At 41.6% G+C, this 505-nt stretch carries 1 pseudogene; it reads right to left on the bottom strand.

Features of this window, described 5'->3' with window-relative positions:
* Positions 1-505, bottom strand: a pseudogene (locus R7Z77_RS28750) (hypothetical protein); the annotation flags it as partial.

Below are 505 nucleotides of genomic sequence, written 5' to 3'. Positions count from 1 at the left end.
CAAGGTCACCAGGTCGAATTACCAAGATTTCGTCATAAATCTCAATACGTTGTTCCGGCGTTTGCGAACTTTGAGCACGTAACCACAAGTTGTGGATTTCGTTGATCTTTTCAATCTCTTTGTTGTTTTCACTGATGATGCGAGTTTTGCGTTTTAAATCTCGCTCCAGCGCAACAAATTTCTTTTCATATTCTTGAGCGATTTTTTCCAATCGCTTGTCCGCCATTTCTTTTGTGTTGTGCTTAAACTCGCGCAGCGACTGCCAACCTACAAAGGCGATCAATGATGCCACGCCCGCGATGATGTAGAAGAAGTACGTTACCGTCACATTTGCGTAGTTCAGCGATTTATCCGCCACCGTTAATTCACGATCGGTGATTTCGGTGATCATTTGCTTTTCAAGCCTTTGGTAATCCTGACGTAAGGATTTAAGTTCATCTAAAATATAGCGTTCCATTAACGGTCTATCTAATAGATCTGATTCAGAATATTTTTCTTCGGATGC

The sequence above is a fragment of the Vibrio sp. 1401 genome (assembly GCF_033340295.1).
This window is presented reverse-complemented; position numbering and strand designations above follow the sequence as displayed.